Source organism: Gemmatimonadaceae bacterium (assembly GCA_020851035.1).
Lineage (GTDB): Bacteria > Gemmatimonadota > Gemmatimonadetes > Gemmatimonadales > Gemmatimonadaceae > JACMLX01.
Window position 1 is genome coordinate 1 of record JADZDM010000021.1, and the last position, 15,894, is coordinate 15,894.

General features: G+C 69.6%; 13 protein-coding genes. 8 read left to right on the plus strand and 5 right to left on the minus strand.

Annotated elements, in window-relative coordinates:
• From IT355_12795 to IT355_12810, 4 genes are all read left to right on the plus strand, one after another.
• A partial coding sequence (locus IT355_12795; GenBank protein ID MCC7054135.1) for a molybdopterin-dependent oxidoreductase occupies positions 1–634 on the plus strand: 634 nt, incomplete at its 5' end.
• A gap of 401 nt (positions 635–1,035) precedes the next feature.
• Positions 1,036–2,718: a serine hydrolase gene (locus IT355_12800; GenBank protein ID MCC7054136.1), complete on the plus strand. Its 1,683-nt coding sequence runs from the start codon at positions 1,036–1,038 to the stop codon at positions 2,716–2,718.
• Between the two features lie 582 nt (positions 2,719–3,300).
• Positions 3,301–3,987 (plus strand): GntR family transcriptional regulator, encoded by a 687-nt coding sequence (locus IT355_12805; GenBank protein MCC7054137.1) that lies wholly within the window; start codon positions 3,301–3,303, stop codon positions 3,985–3,987.
• Positions 3,988–4,220: 233 nt separating this feature from the next.
• A complete protein-coding gene (locus IT355_12810) occupies positions 4,221–4,619 on the plus strand; it encodes a hypothetical protein (protein MCC7054138.1) in 399 nt (132 codons plus the stop codon).
• Between the two features lie 99 nt (positions 4,620–4,718).
• Here IT355_12810 and IT355_12815 read toward each other — a convergent pair whose 3' ends face one another.
• Both IT355_12815 and IT355_12820 read right to left on the minus strand, forming a co-directional pair.
• On the minus strand, positions 4,719–5,294 hold the full coding sequence (locus tag IT355_12815; GenBank protein ID MCC7054139.1) for a hypothetical protein: 576 nt from the start codon (positions 5,292–5,294) through the stop codon (positions 4,719–4,721).
• 145 nt (positions 5,295–5,439) lie between these two features.
• Complete coding sequence (locus IT355_12820; GenBank protein MCC7054140.1) at positions 5,440–7,434, minus strand: PBP1A family penicillin-binding protein; 1,995 nt, start codon at positions 7,432–7,434, stop codon at positions 5,440–5,442.
• A 111-nt stretch (positions 7,435–7,545) separates the two neighbouring features.
• Here IT355_12820 and IT355_12825 point away from each other — a divergent pair, with 111 nt between their 5' ends.
• The 3 genes from IT355_12825 to IT355_12835 are packed head-to-tail and all read left to right on the plus strand — an operon-like array spanning position 7,546 to position 10,873.
• On the plus strand, positions 7,546–9,378 hold the full coding sequence (locus IT355_12825; protein MCC7054141.1) for an NAD+ synthase: 1,833 nt from the start codon (positions 7,546–7,548) through the stop codon (positions 9,376–9,378).
• The gene (locus tag IT355_12830; GenBank protein MCC7054142.1) at positions 9,378–9,995 is read left to right on the plus strand and encodes a histidine phosphatase family protein; all 618 of its coding nucleotides are present in this window, start codon (positions 9,378–9,380) and stop codon (positions 9,993–9,995) included. Before IT355_12825 ends, IT355_12830 begins: the two co-directional genes overlap by 1 nt.
• Complete coding sequence (locus IT355_12835; GenBank protein MCC7054143.1) at positions 9,974–10,873, plus strand: ABC transporter substrate-binding protein; 900 nt, start codon at positions 9,974–9,976, stop codon at positions 10,871–10,873. Before IT355_12830 ends, IT355_12835 begins: the two co-directional genes overlap by 22 nt.
• 34 nt (positions 10,874–10,907) lie before the next feature.
• Here IT355_12835 and IT355_12840 read toward each other — a convergent pair whose 3' ends face one another.
• The 3 genes from IT355_12840 to IT355_12850 all read right to left on the minus strand — a co-directional run bounded on the left by IT355_12840 (position 10,908) and on the right by IT355_12850 (position 13,448).
• Entirely contained in the window at positions 10,908–11,333 is a 426-nt protein-coding gene (locus tag IT355_12840; protein MCC7054144.1) for an HNH endonuclease, read from the minus strand.
• A 258-nt stretch (positions 11,334–11,591) separates the two neighbouring features.
• Positions 11,592–12,077 carry an HIT domain-containing protein gene (locus tag IT355_12845; GenBank protein MCC7054145.1) on the minus strand — a complete coding sequence of 162 codons (486 nt, stop codon included), beginning with the start codon at positions 12,075–12,077 and terminating at the stop codon, positions 11,592–11,594.
• Positions 12,078–12,203: 126 nt separating this feature from the next.
• Complete coding sequence (locus IT355_12850) at positions 12,204–13,448, minus strand: OmpA family protein (protein ID MCC7054146.1); 1,245 nt, start codon at positions 13,446–13,448, stop codon at positions 12,204–12,206.
• A 266-nt stretch (positions 13,449–13,714) separates the two neighbouring features.
• Between IT355_12850 and IT355_12855 the strand changes: the two genes are divergently transcribed.
• Positions 13,715–15,811, plus strand: a complete 2,097-nt coding sequence (locus IT355_12855; GenBank protein ID MCC7054147.1) for a dehydrogenase E1 component subunit alpha/beta — start codon at positions 13,715–13,717, stop codon at positions 15,809–15,811.
• The last annotated feature ends 83 nt before the right edge of the window (positions 15,812–15,894 follow it).

Consider the following 15,894-nt stretch of genomic DNA (forward strand, 5'->3'; position numbering starts at 1 on the left):
CCCGGGCCCGGGATCGGCGGAGAAGCTGCTGACGTTTGCCACGCAGCAGAACGAGAAGTTCGAGCGCTGGCTGCTGGGTGACGGATCGCTGGCCCGCACCGGCGGCGTGCCGCCGGCGGGGGCGCGCTTCCCGGCGTACTGGATCAGCGACACCGTGCCGGTGTGGGATGTGGCAGCACGCGGCACCTGGCGGCTGGACGTGGGCGGCGCGGTCAGGTCACCGCGCAGTTTCACGCTGGACGAGCTGCGGGCCATGCCACTCACCACCCAGCGCGTGCCGCACTACTGCGTGGAGGGCTGGTCGGCGGTGGCCGACTTCACCGGGCTGCCGATGCGCACGCTGCTTGCGGCGGTGCAGCCCACCGGTGACGCGATGGCGGTGGACTTCCTGAGCTTCGACGATGGCTACCACGAAAGCTGGGACATCGAGAGCACGATGCACCCGCAGACGATGGTGGTGCTGGCGAAGGACGGGCAGGCGCTCACGCCGGCGTACGGTGCACCGGCGCGGGTGCATGGACCGATCAAGCTCGGTTACAAGAACACCAAGTTCCTGACGAAGATCGTGGTGCTGCCGGGTCCGAATGGTGGGTACTGGAGCGACCGGGGGTACGAGTGGTACGGGGGGACGTGAGCGGGTCTGGCGCGTGAACGGCGCTGGCCCAGGGGCGCCGCCGCCGTGCCGCTATCGGGGACGCGATGCGTTGACGCGTTCCATCGCGCGCGGTGCGGCTCGGCCGGCCCCACGAGCCCCTGCCCCGCGACGACGAGCAGGATGCTGAGCCCCCACCGAGGGGGCATCGCACTGCAGACCCGCGCGGAACGACTGGCGGCGCGTCTCTGAACAACGTCTTCGTCATCTGCACCTAGCGCACTGCACCGGGCTGTTGTACACTCACAATGTATACATTAAGGGTGTGGAGGCCGCCCGCTCGGCGGCGCCGCATGCTGTCGCGCGGCCTCGGTGATCAAGACGCCGTGTCCGCGGACGCACGCAGCAGCCGATCCCTCAGGAACTCTCAATCGAGACAGACGATGAAATACACACTGACACTCGTCGCACTCCTGGCGCCGCAGTGCGTGCTCGGACAAGGCGAGGGCGCTGCACGTCCCGCGCGCGCAGCTTCCACGTCCGCGTTGACGAGAACCGAAATCGCGGCCGTCGATGCCATCTTCCGACAGGCGTACCCCGCCGATGCTCCTGGCGCGACCGTCCTGATCGCGCGCGGCGACGACGTCCTCTATCGGAAAGCCTTCGGGATGGCGGATCTCGAACTGCGAGTGCCGATGAGGGCCGACAACGTCCTGCAGCTCGCGTCGATCACGAAGCAGTTCACCAGCGTGTCGATCCTCATGCTGATGGAACAGGGGAAACTCGCGCTGCAAGACCCCCTCTCGAAGTTCATTCCGGACTATCCACGAGGCGACGAAATCACCCTGCACCATCTGCTCAACCACTCGTCCGGCGTGACGAGTTACACCAATCTGGTCACGTTTCGATCCAAGACCCGGCAGGATCTGTCGCCCGAAGAGATCGTCGAGAGTGTCAAGCACCTGCCCCTTGAGTTCACCCCTGGCACACAATACGCGTACAGCAACTCGGGCTACGCGCTCCTGGGCATGATCATCGAAAAGCTGTCGGGGGTCTCCTATGGGGAGTTTGTCCGAAAGAACATCTTCGACAGGCTCGGCATGAAGCACTCTTACTACGCGAGCAACTTTACGGTGATCCCGAGCAGGGCGAGCGGCTACCAGCTCTACGAAGGCAACGTCGAGAATCCGGAATACATGAGTCCAACCGTTGCCTACGCCGCGGGTGCACTGCTCTCCAATGTCGACGACATGTTGCTGTGGAGCCGATCCCTTCGGCGTAACACGCTCGTCTCGGAAAGCGCCAAGCACCTGGCGTTCACGAATCACCGGCTGTCGACCGGACGTCTGAGCAACTATGGATATGGCTGGGCGATCAACGAACTCGCTGGCGTGCCTACCCTCGAGCACACGGGCGGCATCAACGGCTACGCAACCTCCGGGATCTACGTGCCCGGACGCGACGTGTACGCGATCGTATTGACGAATCGTGATGATGGGAGAGGTCCTGAATCGTACAACCTGAAGGCTGTCTCGATGCTCCTCGGACAATCGATCGTGGAGAAGGCTGCCGTCGCCCTGAGCGAAGCGCAGTTGCGCCGATGGGTGGGAGCATATCAGTTCGACGATGTCGTCCGATTCGTGACCTACGATCAAGGTGCGCTGTACAGCACGCGCGAGGGCGGTCGACCGATCAGGCTTCTCGCCGTCTCAGACAGCCAGTTCAGATTCGAAGGAAGTCTCGCGACGTACGGCTTTTCGCTTAAGGACGGGAAGAGACAGGTGCTGTACCTGGAGCGCATCAGCAGGAGCGTCGGACACGAAACAGACAAGAAGCCGGCAGCGGAACGCGAGGCGATCACACTCGCGCCAGAAATCCTGGCCAGGTACGTCGGCGTGTATGAGCTGCAACCGTCCTTCCTGATCGAGGTGAAGAGCCAGAATGGCGTCCTGATCGCCACGGCAACCGGAAGTCCCCCGGTCGAACTTCTGGCGGAAGCTGAGGACCGATTCTTCATACGGGAGATCGGCGCGCAGGTCACGTTCAACCTTGGATCGAACGGGGCCGTTCAGAGCCTCACCTTTCTGCAGGGCGGAAACCGGACGGAAGGCAGGAAGGTCCGTTAGCCGGGCAACCCCGCATTCCGCGGGCAGCGCTGGGTTGCGCTCCGCTCGACGTCGGAGGTGTCACGTCGAACGACGACGGCGAGTGCGAGCGCGATGCCGACGCCTGCGGGGGGGGGGGCTTGCCGTGGGGACGATCGCCGGCGGCGCTTTGGCGAGGTGTGCGTCTGGCCCCCGGGATATGGCGACACCGCGAGGGAACGCCAGGGATATGAAGCGAGACTCGTGACGCATGACGCCACTTGCACGCGCGCGCCCCGGGTTTCAAGCGCGGCATCATCGCAGGAGATGCAGGGCATCACCCAGTGACGGGTGGCGAGACGCCAGACGGCAGACGTGTCACTTACCGGCATCACCTTCGCGCTTCGCGCTCGATCGAGAAGGTGACGAGCATACCCGGGTACCTGGTGTCAGCGCGTATCGTCCTTGGGAGTGGGTATCACGGAGACCGACCGCTCTGACGACGAATGGGATGGCGGGGCCGAGGCTCCCTCGCCAGTATTCGTTTTCTCCTCGACCAGCACCCGAATGCCTCATCGGCGCTCAATGGTACTCCCCGCCACTCCTGCCACCGCGTCGCTCGCAGTGCACGACAAGCTTCGTGCCCTGATTGTGCGTGGTCGACTTCTGCCGGGGACGCGCCTCACCGAAATCGACGTTGCGACGCAGCTTCAGGTGAGTCGAACGCCGGCCCGCGAGGCGCTGCGGCGACTCCAGCAGGAACGCCTCTTGGTGCCAACCGGGGCGAGCGACGGCGCGAAGGTCCGGCTCGCCGTGGCCCCGATGACGGCGGACGAAGCCCGCGAACTGTACACGGCGGCCGGCGCGCTCGAGGGCTTGGTCGCCCGCCGCGTCGAGGAGCGTCGGTCGGCCGAGCGCTTGGCGCTGGCCGCATCTATGGCGAAGGCGCAAGCGGAGTTCCGATGCGAAGCGTCGAAGGGTGCGCCCGACTGGAACCGGCAGTTCGAGCTTCACAATGCGTTCCACCAGACGCTGCGCTCGGCGCTGGCCGGACCGCGACTGCAGTTGCTGTTGGTTGAGCTGCGGCCTCATCTCGACCGCTACGAGTACTTCTACGGACCGCTCATAGGATCGGGCTTCGAGGAGACCTTCGCGGAGCACGATGCGATCGTGGAGTCGATCGCGTCGGGATCGCCCGCCGCCGCTGAGCGTGCGGTGCGCACGAACTGGTTCAAGGCCGCGGACCGTCTCGCGCGCGTCGTGCGGCGCGCCGGCGAGGCCGGGTTCCTCCGCCCTTCTGCGACCGCCTAGCTCGGACGCACCAGCTGTAATTGACGGAGAGGTAGTGCACGGGGCGTAGCGGTTGAAATCTGGGGTTGTCGAGACACTCAACCGGCAACCAGCCAGAGGCCCTGTGAACACCCACAGGAATGCACGATTGACCCCAGCGGGGCGACTCGCCGTGCTCCAGCGCGTCGACGCCGTGGTGCCGATGGCCGAGGTGTCGCGGGGCGCCTGCGTCTCCGCGCACCATCTGGAAGTGGTTGAAGCGGTGCCGGACGGAGGGCGAAGCGGGGCTGCAGGATCGGCCGTCCCGGCCGCATCGATTGGCCCGTCGGCTGCCGCGGCATCGGCACCGACAGGTCGAGAGAGCGCGGCGGAAACGGCGGTCGTCGCTGCGCATTGCGTCACACTACGCGCTGCTCGTCACGATGCTGCAGCGCCTCCAGCTCAATCGCCTCCCGTCGCTGGCGCCGCCGCAGCCGCTGGTGCGCTACGAGCACGCGCAGCCTGGCGCGCTCCTGCACCTCGACATCAAGAGACTCGGGCGGATCAAGGGCACCGGCGCGGGTGCATGGACCGATCAAGCTCGGTTACAAGAACACCAAGTTCCTGACGAAGATCGTGGTGCTGCCGGGTCCGAATGGTGGGTACTGGAGTGATCGCGGGTACGAGTGGTACGGCGGAACGTGAGCGGGCACGCATCGGACAACTAATTGCGGCGGTGGCCCGTGACGATGCAGCGGGTGTCACACGAGCCGTCAGGGCGGCAGTTCACGGTTGTAGTTCGTGACCGCCCGCTCGAAGTGTCCATCGGCACCCCTGGTCTGGTACTGCCAGTTGAGCACGCCCGCGCTCGAGATCGCGGCCACGAGCAGCCACCGCTGCTGGATCTGCGAATCGCGAAGGTATTTCGGCGCCACCCAGATGGCGGCATCCGCGAGCAGGGTGGCGACGGTGCCCACGATCGCGCGACGCAGGGCGCTGCGGGCGCGCGCCGCTTCGACGCCGGCGGCGGGCACGGCCTGCAGCCGACGGATCGACGCGCGGCCCGTGAAGCCGATCAACTCCAGCGATCCCGGATGACCCACCCGCAGTCGCGTGCCGTGCACCGTCCCGCGCTCGAGCGTGAGTTCGCACTGCGCCCGCGGGCAGGACTGCACAGCGGCGAGGTCACGCGGCCCCGGCGGCACGCGCATTGAATCCGGCGCGGCCGCCTGCGCGCGCAGGGACGCGGCGCACGGCAAGAGCATCGCGAGTACGAGCGCCGCTGTCATCCCGAGGCGCGAGACGACGACGTGGTGCGGCGGCGCTCCTCCGTTGCGTGTGGCGTGCATGTGCCCGGACCGGGTTCGCGTGAACTGACGCGCCGTCCCGGGCATCAGTGGGTGTCAGCGGCGTGGGTGACGCGACGCTGCCCCAACATTATTCGCATTTCGTCAACTTTGCAACACCCACCACGTCGCGCAGCCCTGCGCGCAATCAGCGGCCGATGCCGCCCAGCTCCATGAGCTTCCAGATGTCCACCGGGATCGCGCCCGGCTCGGTGCCGGCGACGAACCACTCGGTGTAGCGCCGCGCCGGTGGCGTGGAGTCGCTGGCGGGGAGGCCGGTGACGCGATCGAGTTCGGCCGAGACGACACCCGGCGGAGGGGTCCACGGCATGCTGCTGCGACCGGCCGTGTAGAACGCCTGTACGGTGCGCCCGAAGATCGGTGCCGCGACGGTCCCGCCGGCGGCCTGGCCCCCGGAGATCGGGCGAGGCGTGTCGTAGCCGACCCACACCGCACCGACGAGTTCCGGCGTCATGCCCACGAACCAGACGTCGGTGCTGCCGTTGGTGGTGCCGGTCTTGCCGGCCACGGGGATGCGCGCCGGCACGAGGCGGCGCACCGCCGTGGCCGTGCCCCGCTCCACCACGTCGCGCATCATCTCGCGCAGCACGAAGGCCACCCGCGTGTCCAGTGCATACTGCGGGGCCGCGATCCGCGGGGACCACACCACGCGGCCGCCGCGGTCCTCGACGCGCGTCACGAAGCGCGGCTTCACCGACGAGCCGCCGTTGGCGATCACGGCATACGCCGCCGCCATGTCCAGCGGTCGCACACTGGCCGTGCCGATCGCGCTGGACGGGTAGGGCGCGATGGTCGCCTCGAGCCCCATACGGTGTGCGAGGGCGGCGATGCTGTCGATCGTGACCTGCATGCCGAGCTGCACCGCCACCGGGTTCCGCGACTGGACCAGGGCCTCGCGCAGCGTGAGGGGCCCGAGGAACTTCCCGTCGGAGTTCTCCGGCGCGTAGGTCCGCCCCGTCGGCAGGGCGATCTGCAGTGCGGTGTCCTGCACGATGGTGTTGGCGGGGACGCCCTGCAGCAGCGCCGTGCCGTACACGAACGGCTTGAAGCTGGAGCCCGGCTGGCGCCGACCGTCGATCACACGATCGAAGGCGCTGGCGGCGAAGTCGCGGCCGCCCACCAGCGCCAGGACCTCACCGGTGAACGGCGACAGCATCACCACCGCGCCCTGCAGCGTGCCGGCTGGCGCCGGCGCGGCCGCGGGCGCGCCCTTCCGCGTCCGGCGGCGGGGCACGGTCGCCTCGGCCTTCGCGACCACCTCGCGCAGCGCCCGTGCGGCGGCGCGCTGCAGGGTCGGGTCGAGCGTGGTGAGCACGCGGTAGCCGCCATCGCGCAGGTTCACCCCGCCGCGCTCCGCCTGCACCCGCGCCACGTTCACCATGTAGCTGAAGCTGGCATCGATGGAGTCACGGGTGGTGACCAGCGGCGCGGCCTGGGCCGCCGCCTTCTCCGCGGCGGTGATGTAGCGCTGCTGCTCCATCAGGGCGAGCACGAGGTTCCGGCGTTCCCGCACGCGGTCGGGAAACCGCACCGGGTCGTACAGCGCCGGTCCCTTGGGCATCGCGGCCAGCGTCGCCGCCTCGGCCAGCGAGAGGCGCGTGGCAGGCTTGCCGAAGTAGTGCCGCGCCGCCGCGTCGATCCCGTACCAGCCATGGCCGAAGTGGATCGTGTTGAGGTACGCCTCGAGGATCTGGGCCTTGGTGTAGCGGCGCTCCATGTCCCGCGCCGCCGACTGCTCGCGCAGCTTCCGCCCGATCGACGCGTCCCGCCGGTCGATGATGTCGGGGTGCATGTTGCCGACCAGCTGCTGCGTGATCGTGCTCGCCCCGCGGGCATTCCCGAGCACCGCGTCCTTCACGGCAGCGGCAACGCCGACCATGTCCACGCCGTCGTGCTGGTAGAAGCGGTGGTCCTCCACCGCCACGAACGCCTGGCCCACGTGGCGTGGCAGCGAGGCGATCGCGACACTGGTCCGCACCTGCCGCCCGAATTCCCCGATCACCGTCCCGTCGCGGGCCAGCACCATCGACGACTGCGGGAGCGGGACGATGGCGGCGGGATCGGATCCCTGCGCGGCGAGCGGGCCGGCGGCGAGGGCGAAGCAGAGGATGAGGCGGGACACGGGTCCAATGTAGGTGGTCGGGGTGGGCAGGGCCGCCCGGGAGCGCCCGCGCAGGATTCGTGCGCGCGGCCCCGCCGCGAACCCGGCGCGTCGTGTGTGTATCTTTCCTGCATGCCACGCCTGCTTCGCCTCGGCCTCGCGCAGTTCCGGCCGTCCAAGGCCGACTACACCGCCAATCGCGCCCAGGTTGCCGCCCTCATCGCGGAGGCGGCGGCCCGGGACCCGCGCCCCGAGGTCGTGCACTTCCCGGAAACCGCCCTCACCGGGTACTTCCTCGAGGGCGGCGTGCGCGACCTGGCGGTCAGTGCCGGCACACTCGCGGCGGACCTGCAGCACGACTTCCGCGAGCGGGCGCCGGACGGCGCCACCATCGACGTGGTGATCGGCTTCTACGAACGCTGGCGCAGCACCCTGTACAACAGCGTGATGTACGTGTCGCTCGGTGGCGATGCCGCCGTGATCCGCCACGTGCACCGCAAGAACTTCCTGCCCACCTACGGCCTCTTCGACGAGGCCCGCTTCGTGGAAGCCGGCCGCGACATCCGCGCCTTCGACACGCCGTGGGGACGCGCCGCGATGCTGGTCTGCGAGGACGCGTGGCACTCCATCACCGGCACGGTGGCGGCGCTGGACGGGGCCGAGGTGGTCTTCGTGTCGTCGGCGGCACCGGCGCGCGGGCCCTGGCCGCGGAACGACGCCAATGGCGGCCCGGCGAGCGTCTACCGCTGGGAGAGGCTGATCCGCGACATCGCCGAGGAGCACGGGATGTTCGTGTCGCTCAGCAACCTGGTCGGGAGCGAGGGCGGCAAGATGTTCAGCGGCGCGTCGATCCTCGCTGGCCCGCACGGCGACATCCGCCTCACGCTGCCGCTGTTCGAGCCGGCACTGGCGACGGTCACGCTCGACATGCGTGACCTCGTGCGTGCCCGTGCCGACGCCCCGCTGCTGAGCGACGTGTCGCACGCCTGGCCGCACCTTGCCGGCAACATCGCCGCCGCGATGGCGCGCGCGCCGTACTCGCTCTCCTTCGACCCCGCCGACGCACCCGCACGACCGATCGTGCCCCCAACCCCGCCGCGCAGCGCGCCGGCCGTGCGCGTGACGGCTGGCGACGACAGGATCTCCGGCGGCCCCGCCCCGCTCGACATCGACGCCCCGCTGGTCGCGCAGTGGCTGGTGCAGTTCATCCGCGACGAGATGGCGCGCCGCGGCTTCACCACCGCCGTGATCGGCCTCTCCGGCGGCGTGGACTCGGCGGTGACCACCTACCTCGCGGCGCGCGCCCTGGGACCGGAGAACGTCTTCGCGGTGCGCATGCCGTACCGGTCATCCAGCGCCGACAGCCTGGCACACGCGCAGCTGGTCATCGACGCCCTGGGCATCCAGCACCGGACGATGGAGATCACCGCCGCCGTGGACGGCTACCTCCAGCACGAGCCCGATGCCGATCCCGCGCGTCGCGGCAACGTGATGGCCCGCACGCGGATGATCACGCTGTTCGACCTCAGCGCGAAGCACCGCGGGGTGCCGCTGGGCACGGGCAACAAGACGGAGCGACTCTTCGGCTACTACACCTGGCATGCCGACGACTCGCCCCCGATCAACCCGCTCGGCGACCTGTACAAGTCGCAGGTCTGGGCGCTGGCCCGGCACCTCGGCGTGCCGGCCGGCATCATCGACAAGCCGGCCAGCGCGGACCTGATCCAGGGCCAGACCGATGAGGGCGACTTCGGCATCAGCTACGCGCGCGCCGACGAACTGCTGAACTGGATGCTCAACGGCTGGACGCCGCAGGAACTCGCCGAGCGTGGCTTCGACGCCCGCGACATCGAGATCGTCCGACGGCGCCTCGAGTCGACGCACTGGAAACGCCGCCTGCCCACCGTTGCGCTCATCGGCCCGACCGCCATCGGCGAGAGTTACCTCCGGCCGGTGGACTACTGATGCGCCTGCGCCCCGGCCTGCCGAGTGGTGACGCGCCGGTGCTGACGCTGCATTTCGTGCGTGAAGGCAGTGCGTTCCGGGAGGAGGGGCGCTGTCTCGGGCAGGCGGATGCACGGCTCTCGCAGGCCGGCCGGCGCGAGTGCCGCGTGCTCTCCCGCCAGCTCACCGGCCATCCCGCCCGCGTCGTCAGCAGCGACCTCCAGCGCGCGTGCGAGACCACGATGATCCTCACGACTGAGGCGTTCGAGGTCGAGCCGCGGCTCCGCGACATGCACTACGGCGCCTGGGACGGGATGACGTGGGACGACATCGACTCGGCGATGGGTCCCGCGGATGATGACTGGTCCCCGGCGTGGCCCTCGATCCGCGCGCCGGGAGGCGAGTCGTTCGACGACGTCGTCCGGCGCGTGCGCAGCTGGCTCGACTCGCTGCAGCCCGATGGCACCGACCTGCTGGTCGTGGCGCATGCCGCCAGCATCCGGGCCGCCGCCGTCGTCCTCCTCGACATGCCGCCCTCGCGCGCCATGTCGCTTGCCCTCGATCACGCCCGTGTCAGCACCTTCTCGCTGACCAGCACCGGCGCCTCCCTGGTCCGATGGAACGCTCAACGCTTCTGACGCTCGCCGCTGTCCTGTCGTTCGCCGGCACCCTCCCGGCGCAGCCGGTGAGCGTGCGTGACGGGGCCGGCCACACGGTGACGCTGAAGGCACCCGCGCGGCGCGTCGCAGCGCTGATGTCGTCAGCCGTGGACATCATGATCACCCTCGGCGCCGCCGACCGTGTCGCCGCGCGCACGCGGTACGACACGTCGAACACCGTGGCGGCGGCGGCGAACGTGGGCGGCGGGATCGACCCGAGCGTGGAGGTGCTGCTGGCGTCGCGGCCGGACCTGCTGATCGCGTGGAAGGGGTCCGCCACGTCGGCGGCGGTGAACCGGATGCGGGCCGTTGGGGTGCCCGTGTACCTGGTGGAGACCCGTGACACGGCGGCGATGTTCGCGACCGTGCGCGACATCGGCGCGATGCTGGGCCTCGAGGCGCGCGCGTCGGCCGCCGCCGGTGCGCTGCGCGCCGAGTTCCGTGCGGTGCAGCGGGGCAGCGCGCAGCGCCCGCGACCGACGGCGGTGTACCTGATCAGCCGGTCGCCGGTGATCGTCGCCGCGTCGACGAGCTACATCGCCGAGCTGGTGTCGGTGGCCGGCGCCGACAATCCGTTCCGCGACGTCGGCGGCGACTTCCCGACGCTCTCGCTGGAGGCGTTCATCGCGCGCGATCCCGACGTGCTGATCGTGGGCCGCCGGCCCGGCGGTCAGGCGCAGCTGTCGACGCTGCGGGCGACGGCGGGCTGGCGCGACCTCCGCGCCGTGCGCAACGGTGCGGTGGTGGAGGTGGATGGCGAGCAGTGGGGCCGTCCGACGCTCCACGCCGGTGCGCTGGTGCGCGAGCTCGCCGCGGCGCTCCAGCGGGTGGGGACCGCGGCGACACGCCGGCCCTGACCGTGCGGGCCTGGCGCGCCACGGCAGGTGCTGGCTAGGCGGCCTCGGCCCAGGCCAGGCTCACCGCGCGGCGCGCCGAGCGTTTCAGCGCGCGGTGCACGGAGCGCGCGTAGCGCATGAAGTTCTCTCCCGCCGACGGCCAGCGCGCGAAGAAGTCGTGCGGGTGCTGGTCGGCCTTGAGCCGGTTGCAGGGGCTGCAGGCGACGACCACGTTGCCGGGCTGCGACCGCCCGCCACGCGCGATCGGGTGCACGTGATCGAGCGTGGCCTCGGCGAAGGGCATGATCCACCCGCAGTACACGCAGCGGCGGTCGCAGTCGCGGTAGGCGGCGGTCTTGAGGGCCCGCCGCACGGCGGGGGGGAGGCTGTCCCGCCGCTCGAAGCGTTCGCAGCGGGGGGCGCGCGCCAGCGGGCGGCGCAGGTGGTGCGGGGTCTGGTGCTGGTGCCAGAAGGCGGTCATGCCGATGCCGCCCGACGAATCCCGTAGCGCAGTCCTGAACGAATCATCCAGTGCCCTCGATGGCCGGTGACGTTCCTGATGCATGCACGTGCGTCTGAGCAACATCTTCAGCAGCGCGATTCGTTTTGGCAAGAGCGGGGGCGCACCAACCGTGTCACGGCGCGGTTCGAGATCCGGTGCACGATCCCCGTCCCTTCGAACCGTTCAAGATCTCCGTCCCCTTGAACGGTCCCCTTGAACGGTCCCGTGGTGCGCGCCTCAGCGGGGGTCCGTACTCCGCCGCGCGAACCGCTCCGCCGACTCCCGCACCCGCATCGGGTCGTGGAGCGCGGTCAGGATCTGCACCGCCGTCGCGTCGAGGTGCTGGCGCGACGTGGGTTCGCCCCCGGTGAACGGCAGCGGCACGTCCCAGCCGTCGTCGTGCATGCGCGGGATCACGTGGACGTGGTAGTGGAACACGTCCTGCCCCGCCGCGCTGCCACTGCTCACCAGCAGGTTCATGCCGTCGCAGCGGGTCACGTCGCGGATCACCTCGCCCAGGCGCCAGGCCACATCGAACAGGTGCTTGCCGAGCGGCCCGGGAATGTCCTCGAGCGACGCGTAGTGCTCACGCGGCACCACCAGCGCATGCCCGCGGTTCACCGGCTGGATGTCCATGAACGCCACCGCATCGGCGTCCTCGTAGCAGATGGACACTTCGCCAGCACCCTTGATCAGGTCACAGAAGACACAATGTGATGTCACGGAGGGAGCCCCGCTGAACGTGAAACCGGGGCGGCGGGGACACCCCGCGGCCGGCCGGCACTGCCCACGCCACCGCGCGCCGCGGGTCTCGCGGTGGCGCGACGTCCTCCCTTGAAGTGACAGCGACTATGGCAGCTTGACCAGTTCCACGCGCCGGTTGGTCTGCCGGCCCTCGGGCGTGGTGTTCGGCTGGGACGGCTTCGAGGCCCCGAACCCGGTCGCCTCGAGCCGTGCCGCGTCGGCCTTCAGCGTGGTGACGAGATAGGCCTTCACGGCCTCCGCGCGCCGCCGCGACAGCGCGAGGTTGGCCGGCGCCATGCCCACGTTGTCGGTGTGGCCCTCGATCCCCAGGCGCAGGTCGGCATGGCTCACGAGCATGTCCGCGATCTCCCGGAGCGTCGGCGCGCTCTCCGGCCGGATCCGGTCCGAGCCGGTGTCGAAGTAGATGCCCTGCGTCGCCACGCGCCCGTCCGCCGCCAGCGCGTCGTACAACTTCCGGCCCCCCTCGGCCACGCGGATGCCGCCGAGCGCCATGCCGCCATCACAGTAGAAGCCGATCCGGTTCGCCTTCTCGTCGTTGAAGTTCGGCACGTTCGCCACCCGCCGCTCGTTCACGTACACCTTGATGTACGTGCCGTCGACCATGATCCGGCCCATGTGGACGAGGTTCACCTGGTCGTAGCCCAGCCCGCCCGAGGCGAGGCCGTTCGGCGTCACGACGCCGCCGTAGGCACGGGCGCCGAGCTCGATGCGATAGCCGCCGGTGAGCTTGCCGCTCGGGAAGATCCAGCAGACGTTGTCGGCACCCCAGAAATCCATCTCGATCGTGTAGCGCTCCGGCAGGACCTGCGGGAGCGGGATGTACATCTGGCCGGTGGAGGTGAACCGCAGCCAGGTGCGCTCACGATAGGTGACGAGTTCCACGTTGCCGTTCACGAATTCGTAGCGGCGCGGGAAGTTGCCCACCTGGTCGTTCGAGAAGTCCTCGGCGAAGATCGTGCGGGTACCGGGGACGAAATCGTAGTTCGTCCACACCGCGTTGCCGGCGCCGCCACCACCGGCACCCGTTCCCACCGCCTCCGGGGTGCCGGCGGGTGGCGTGCCGGCGGGTGCCGCGCCGGACGCCGGCGTCGCGCCGGCTGCCCGCGTCGAGTCCACCTTGACCTCGCGTCCCTCGGCCTTCGCCTTGTCGATGCAGGCCTGGTCGCCCATCACGCAATCCACGGCGCGCTCGGCGCGGCGGTTGACGTTCTCCTCCACGCGCCGCTTCACGCGCCCCAGCAACCCGCCCTGCGCCGCAGCGGACTCCGGCGCCGCCGTCGTGATCAGCGCCAGCGCCAGCAGCCCGCCGCGCATCAGTCTCGTGTGCATGGTCCGCGACTCCATCCAGTGTGTGTGTCCCCCGAAGATCGCCGCACCCGTCGCGTCCGCCAATCCCGCCGGCATGTTCCGTTCCCTGCGCCATGTCCGGAGGCCCCCGTCGGGTGTCCCGTGGCGCACGGCGACCCGTATATCGGACGTCGCTGGATGCTTAGCTTACTCACCGGCCGGTGGCCCCCCACCAGGGCCGTCCCGCCCGCCATGCGTGCCCGTGCGTCACCGCGCGCCGCCGTCCCTTCCCCGCACCGAGTCGCGGCATGACTTCCCTCGCCACGTCGGACACCTACACCGCCGGCCTCTCCCGCGACCAGCTGCTGGCCGCGTATCGCACGATGCTCCTCTCGCGGCGCATCGACGACAAGGAGGTGCAGCTCAAGCGGCAGAACAAGATCTTCTTCCAGATCTCCGGTGCCGGCCACGAGGCCGTGCTGACGGCGGCCGGGATGGTCCTCCGGCCCGGCCACGACTGGTTCTTCCTCTACTATCGCGACCGCGCCCTCTGCCTGCAGCTCGGCATGACCGCGGTCGACATGCTGTACTCGGCCGTCGGCGCGGCGCGTGACCCGAATTCCGGCGGACGGCAGATGCCGAGCCACTGGGGCAGCCCGGCGATGAACATCGTCTCCTCGTCGTCACCGACCGGCACGCAGTTCCTCCAGGCCGTCGGCAGCGCCGAGGCCTCCATGCGGCAGCGCCTGCTGGATGGCAGCACCACCGACGAGGTCACGCTGGTCACCACCGGTGACGGCACCACGTCCGAGGGCGAGTTCTGGGAGTCGCTCAACACCGCCTGCAACCTGAAGCTGCCGATCGTCTACCTCGTGGAGGACAACGGCTACGCCATCAGCGTGCCGGTGGAAGTCGGCACGGCGGGCGGGTCGATCTCGAAGCTGGTGAAGGGATTTCCCGGCCTCTACATCCAGGAAGTGGATGGCTGCGACCTGCTCGCCAGCTATGAGGCGATGCACCGGGCCGTGCGCTACGCGCGGGAACGCAACGGCCCCGCGTTCGTGCATGCGAAGGTGATCCGGCCGTATTCGCACTCGCTCTCGGATGACGAGACCATGTACCGGCCCGCGGAGGAGCGCGAGGCCGACGCCGCCCGCGACCCCCTCCGGACCTTCCCGGCCTGGCTGCAGGAGCACGGTTTCGCGACGGCCGAGGACCTGGCCGTGATCGCCGACGGCGTGGAGGCAGAGCTGCTGCTCGCCACCGACGACGCGCTCGCCGCCGCCCAGCCCGACCCGAGCACGGTGTACCACGCGGTCTACTCCCCGTCCACCGATCCCACCGGCGAGCAGTTCGACACCGAGGACGATCCGCAGTTCAGCGGTAGCGAGTCGACGATGGTCGACCTGCTGAACCAGTGCATGAAGGACGAGATGCGGCGCGACCCGAGGATCCTCATGTTCGGTGAGGACGTGGCCGATGCCAGCCGCGCCGACGTGCTGGAGAAGGTCAAGGGCAAGGGGGGCGTCTTCAAGGTCACGCACGGGCTGCAGAAGGAGTTCGGCGCCACGCGCGTCTACAACTCCCCGCTGGCCGAGGCGAACATCGTGGGACGCGCGATCGGCCTCGCGCTGCGGGGCTTCAAGCCGGTGGTCGAGATCCAGTTCTTCGACTACATCTGGCCGGCGTACATGCAGATCCGCGACGAGCTCGCGACGATGCGCTGGCGCTCGAACAACGCCTTCGCCGCGCCGGTGGTCATCCGCACCACCTACGGCGGGTACATCCGCGGCGGCGTGTACCACTCGCAGACGGGGGCCTCACTCTTCACCCACACGCCGGGCCTGCGCGTGGTCTGCCCGAGTAACGCGCTCGACGCCAGCGGACTGCTGCGCACGGCCATCCGCTGCGACGACCCGGTGCTCTTCCTCGAGCACAAGCACCTCTACCGCCAGACGTACAACAAGGCGATGAACCCCGGGGCGAACTTCCTGATCCCCTTCGGCAAGGCACGGGTGGCCCGTGAAGGCACCGACGTCACGGTGGTCACCTACGGCGCCACGGTGCAGCGCGCGCTGGCGGCCGCCAACCAGATGGCCGACGAGGGCGTGAGTGCCGAGGTGATCGACCTGCGCACGCTGTCGCCGTGGGACCGCGAGACGGTGTATGCGAGCATCCGGAAGACGAACCGCGTGATCGTGGGCTACGAGGACGCGCAGTCGTGGGGCTACGGCGCCGAGATCGCCGCCTCCATCGCCGAGGAGTGCTTCGAGCACCTCGATGCGCCGGTGATGCGCGTGGCGAGCACCGACACCTTCGTCGGCTATGCCCCGAGCCTCGAGGACGCGACGCTCCCGCAGCAGGAGACGTTCCGCCAGGCGTACCGGAAGATCCTCGCCTACTGAGTGCCGCGCCGCGAGCGACGACGGCGGTCCGCGATGTGCTGCGGACCGCCGTCGTCGTCTGCGCACCACTCGGCGCGGGCCGA